At 69.4% G+C, this 4,848-nt stretch carries 4 protein-coding genes; all 4 read right to left on the bottom strand.

What is annotated here, in order from left to right; translation table 11 throughout:
- Nucleotides 1–66: 66 nt before the first annotated feature.
- The gene (locus AB0F15_RS44865) at nucleotides 67–1,692 is read right to left on the bottom strand and encodes an ABC transporter substrate-binding protein (RefSeq protein WP_360284034.1); all 1,626 of its coding nucleotides are present in this window, start codon (nucleotides 1,690–1,692) and stop codon (nucleotides 67–69) included.
- Between the two features lie 236 nt (nucleotides 1,693–1,928).
- The gene (locus tag AB0F15_RS44860) at nucleotides 1,929–2,882 is read right to left on the bottom strand and encodes a Ppx/GppA phosphatase family protein (protein ID WP_360284032.1); all 954 of its coding nucleotides are present in this window, start codon (nucleotides 2,880–2,882) and stop codon (nucleotides 1,929–1,931) included.
- A 27-nt stretch (nucleotides 2,883–2,909) separates the two neighbouring features.
- A complete protein-coding gene (locus AB0F15_RS44855) occupies nucleotides 2,910–4,073 on the bottom strand; it encodes a lytic transglycosylase domain-containing protein (RefSeq protein ID WP_360284030.1) in 1,164 nt (387 codons plus the stop codon).
- 140 nt (nucleotides 4,074–4,213) lie between these two features.
- Nucleotides 4,214–4,723: a DUF501 domain-containing protein gene (locus AB0F15_RS44850; RefSeq protein ID WP_360284028.1), complete on the bottom strand. Its 510-nt coding sequence runs from the start codon at nucleotides 4,721–4,723 to the stop codon at nucleotides 4,214–4,216.
- Nucleotides 4,724–4,848: the final 125 nt, after the last annotated feature.

Genomic DNA, 4,848 nt, shown 5'->3' with positions numbered 1-4,848 from the left:
CGTGAGTGGTAATTCGGGTTCTGACCCGAATTACCACTCACGACGCTGTGGTGGTGGGAGCCGCAACTACTTCTTCAGGACCTCGATGGACGGGTAGTCCGGCATGCGCCGGAAGTCGAGAGCCGCGGACTTGAGGTTCTTCGACTTCGCCGCGACGCCCTTCTCGTCCCACACCGGGATCGAGGGGAGGTCCTTGGCGATCAGGTCCTCGGCCTGCTGGTACAGCTTGACCGCGGCGTCCTTGTCGGCGGTGGCGTCCGCGTGCCCGAGGACCGCGTCGACCTGCGGGTTCGAGTAGCCGGAGTCGTTCGAGGATCCGCCGGTCCGGTAGATCGGGTTGAGGAAGTCCTCGATGGACGGGTAGTCCGCGGACCAGTCCGACCGGCCCATGCCGGTCAGCTGCTTCTTCGTGACGATGCTGCGCCACTGGCCGAAGTCGGTGGCCGGCACGAAGTCGCACTCGACGCCGAGGGTGTTCTTGATGCTGTTGCACGCCGCGACCAGCGGTTCCTTGCGGCCACCGTCCGCGTTGGACGCGATGGTCAGCTTGCCCTTGAAGCCGGACTTCTGGAAGGCCTCCTTGGCCGCCGCCGGGTCGAAGTGGCAGAACTGGCAGACACCTTCCCGCGCACCCGGGATGCCCTGGGAGATGTAGCCGTCCGCCGGCACGTAGGTGTCGTTCATGACGGTCTTGGTGATCTGCGCGCGGTCGATCGCCATCGAAATGGCCTTGCGCAGCTCCAGGTTGTCGTAGCCGGGCACGTAGTACGGCACCGCGATGGTGCTGATCCCGAGCAGGTGGCCGGTCACCAGCCGGTCACCGAGGTCGGCCTTGTACTTGCCGCCCGCGACCGCGGACGGCGGCAGCGCCTCCATGAAGTCGAGCCGCCCGCTCAGCAGGTCCTGGTAAGCCGTCTCCTGGCTGGCGTAGATCTTGATGTCGAGGTCCTTGAAGTGGACCTTGTCGTCACCCTTGTAGTCGTCGAAGCGGGTGAGCTTGATGTCCTGGTTCGGCGTGCGCGACACGAACTTCATCGGGCCGTTGCCGATCGGGTGCTGCGCGAAGGCCTTGGGGTCGGCGAAGAACGAGTCGGGCAGCGGCGCGAACGCCTGGTAGCCGACCTTGATCGAGAACACCGAGAACGGCGCGTCCAGGGTCACCTGGAACTCGTAGTCGCCCTTGGCGACCAGGCCGGACATCTTGTTCGTGGCCGGCTTGGCGTTCTCGGCCTCGGGGTGGACGTCCTTGTACCCCTGGATGTTCGAGAAGAAGTCGGTGTTGAGCTGCCCGTTCGGGGCGTAGGCGCCGTAGTTCCAGGCGTCGATGAAGTTGTGCGCCTTCACCTCGGTGCCGTCGTGGAACTTCCAGCCCTGCTTGATCTTGATGTCGTAGACCTTGGAGTCGGTCGTCGTGATCGAGTCGGCCATCAGGTTGAACGGCTGTGCGTCCGCTCCCTTGAAGCCGACCAGCGTCGCGAACATGACCTGGATCGCCTTGGTGCCGCCCAGGTCGTTGATGTTCGTCGGGACCAGTGCGTTCTGCGGTTCGGTGCCGTAGACGCTGACCGTGCCGTCCGGGTCCGTCCCGCCGGCTCCCGTGGAGCTGCCCGAGCCGCCGCCGCACGCGGCGAGCACGAGCGCCAGCGAGGTCATCACCACCGTGGATCCCCAGAGCCTGCGCGAACGACGCATGTTCCCCTCCATCTTCGTGACGTCCGAAAGGTGAGACGCACGCTAGCGGGGGCGGCGAAGCCGATCACAGGACTGCGGTGTTGCAAATGTGTGACGACCGTCAGGACCACCTGGTTGGAGCACGACCAACGTAGGAATCCGGATACTCCGGACGGCCCAGCGCCGACTGCTGGTCATCGCGTGCTCACCCTCGGTTCCGTTGTGGCGCAAGCCCTTTGAGGTGGCCGAACGGTCGGTCAGGCGAGGGAAAGGGCGATGCCGTCGAGGATGTCGTGCTCGCTGACGACCAGCTCGGTCGGGCCGCCGCGGGCCGCGAGCTGCTCGGCAAGGGTCTGGACCACTACGGCGCCGCCGCCGATGACGTCGACCCGGCCGGGGTGGATCACCGGGTTCGCCGCGCGGGTGGCGTGGTCCTCGCTGAGCAGGCGCGTCGCGAGCCGGTCGATGTCCGCCGCGCTCAGCTTGGACAGGTGCACGCGGTCGCGGTCGTACTCCGGCAGGCCCTGCGCGATCGCCGACAGCGTGGTCACCGTGCCCGCGACACCGATCCAGGTCCTGGCGCGGGCGACGTCGACGACGTCGAAGGCGTCGGTGAGGACCTTGCCGGCCAGGTCACGGGCGGCGGCGATCTCGTCCGCGGCCGGCGGGTCGCTCTTGAGGGCGCGCTCGGTGATCCGGACGCAGCCGATGTCGACGGACCTGGCGGCGAGCACCTCGGCCCGCCTGCCGTCCCAGGTGCCGAGGACCAGCTCGGTCGAGCCACCGCCGACGTCGACCACGACGAACGGGCCGTCGTCCGGGTCCTGCTCCCCGACGGCGCCGGTGAAGGACAGGCGCGCCTCTTCGTCCCCGGTGATCACCTCGGCTTCGACGCCGAGGGTTTCGCGCGTCATGCGGAAGAAGTCGTCGCGGTTCTTGGCGTCGCGGGTCGCGGAGGTGGCGACCATGCGCACCTTCTCCACGCCCTTGCGCCGGGCGGCGATCGTGTAGTCGGCGAGGGCGGCCTTCGTCCGCTCCAGCGCTTCCGGAGCGAGCTGCCCGGTGGCGTCGACGCCCTGCCCGAGCCGGACGATCCGCATCTCGCGGTGCAGGTCACGCAGGTCGACCGTGCCGTCGTGGCGCGGCGTCAGCTCGGCGACGAGCAGGCGGATGGAGTTGGTCCCACAGTCGATCGCGGCAACACGAGGCATGCGCCCACCCTAACCGGCGTGCCCTGGTCAGGTGGTGGGTGACGGCAGCGTGGTCGTGGTCAGGGTGACCGACGTGCTGACCGAGGTGACCACCTCGCCGCACGTCGGGTCCGCCGGCGCGGGTTTCGTCGGCGTGGTGGAGGTGTCGCCGGTAGCGGTGGTCGTCGGCGACGGCTCGGTCGTGATGCTGATGATCGTGGTCGTGGCCGGCGTCGTCGTGGGCGGCTTGGTGCACGACGGCGGCTCAGACGTGGCCGGCTTCGAAGTGGTCGACGTCGTCGGCGGAGGTGTGGAGACCGTGGTCGTCGGCACCGGGGGCGGCGGCACGGCCGGCGCCAGGGCCGCGTTCGGGGCGCCGATCGGCACCGTGCTGTCCGGCACCTGCATGATCCCGTTGCGGTAGGCCTCGGCCCAGAGGACCACGGTGTTCACGTACGTGTCGGAGTTGTTGTACCGGTAGATCGCGCCGCGCAGCTGGTCCGGCTTCGCCAGGTCGAAGCCGCCGGAGCACAGGTACCGGCCGGTGGCCAGAGCCGCGTCGAAGAGGTTGTTCGGGTCGGACTTGCCGTCACCGTTGCCGTCGGAGGCGTAGCCGCGCCAGGTCCCCGGGATGAACTGGGTCGGGCCGACCGCGCGGTCCCACACCGGGTCGGTGTCGAGCAGGCCCTGGTCGGTGTCCGGGATCGCGGCGAACCCGCCCTGGCCGTTGAGCTGGGGGCCGAGGATCGGCTCGCGAGTGGTCCCCGCACTGTCCACGTAGCCGCCGCGGGCGTGGTTGGACTCGATCCGGCCGATGCTGGCGATCAGGGCCCAGTCGATGTGGCACGCGGGCTGCTCGCGGCCGAGGATGTCGGCGGCGGTCTTGTACGCGCGGAGCGCGGTGGCCGGAATGCCGAGCGGGCCGTCGGGGAGCTCGTAGGCCGGCAGGGGCAGCGGGGTGGGCGCGCCGGGGAGGGTGCCGTCGACGGCGATCTGCTGGATCGCGGCGTGCCCGGGGTCGTAGCCCTGGCCGAGCCCGGCTTCGCGGGTGTGCTCACCGCTCCCGCCGAGCCAGCCGAGCGTGCCGCCGCCGGCGATCAGCGCCGGGACCACGGCGAAGATCCCGGCGACCAGGGGGTACGCGGTGCGGTGGCGGATCCCGAACCTCCGGGCGTAGCTCCCGACTGCGTCTGGCAGCCGCCGCACACGCATGACTCAGAGCCCTCCTGGCCGGATCGGTCGTCACCCTCGGGTACAGCCTGCCGCACCCGCGGCGAGGTTTCATCCCATCGAGAGATGTGACCGAGGTTTTCGCTCACCCAGCCCAGTTATCTCTTCACAGCGCGCGAGCGTTACGCGGCACAGTCCCCCGCGGGCCACCCGTTCGCCTTAAGGAGGGCCAACGTCTCGTCACCGAACGGGTTCACGCCCGGGCCGACGGCGAGCGAGTGGGCGACGTGCACGTGCAGGCACTTGACGCGGCCGGGCATGCCGCCCGCGGTGACCTGGTGCCCCAGCGGCTCGATCGCGTCACGCTCGGCGAGGTAGGTCTCGTGGGTGCGCTGGTACTGCGCGGCCAGCTCGGGATCGGTGGTGAGCCGCTCGGTCATCTCCTTCATGATCCCGGACGCCTCGATGGTGCCGATCATCGAGTTCAGCTTCGGGCAGGTGAGGTAGTAGAGCGTCGGGAACGGCGTGCCGTTCTCCAGCCGGGGGCTGGTCTGCACCACGGCGGGGTGCCCGCTCGGGCACCGCGCGGCGACGGCGCGCAGTGCTCGCGGTGGCCGCCCGAGCTGCTCCGCGATGATCTCGCGGTCGGCGTCGGTGACGGGCTCGAACCGGTGCTGCTGCGCGTTCTCCACGCGCTCAGGTTAAGCGTCCCCCGGCGCCCGGCCCCAAGCGCCCCAATGTGGCCTTCGGTGCGTTCAACGCACCCAATGTGGCCTTCGGTGCGTTCAACGCAACCAAGGCCACAATTGGGCGGTCG

Origin of the sequence: Amycolatopsis sp. NPDC026612 (assembly GCF_040638285.1) — a bacterium.
In the GTDB taxonomy this organism is placed as follows: domain Bacteria; phylum Actinomycetota; class Actinomycetes; order Mycobacteriales; family Pseudonocardiaceae; genus Amycolatopsis.
The sequence above is the reverse complement of the archived record's forward strand: the minus strand, read 5'-3'. Positions and strand labels throughout refer to the sequence as shown.

What these genes read in the sequence shown, in the direction of transcription:
- AB0F15_RS44865 (WP_360284034.1), bottom strand. Translation starts at nt 1,692, where the DNA reads ATGCGTCGTTCGCGCAGGCTCTGGGGATCCACGGTGGTGATGACCTCG.
- AB0F15_RS44860 (WP_360284032.1), bottom strand. Translation starts at nt 2,882, where the DNA reads ATGCCTCGTGTTGCCGCGATCGACTGTGGGACCAACTCCATCCGCCTG.
- AB0F15_RS44855 (WP_360284030.1), bottom strand. Translation starts at nt 4,073, where the DNA reads ATGCGTGTGCGGCGGCTGCCAGACGCAGTCGGGAGCTACGCCCGGAGG.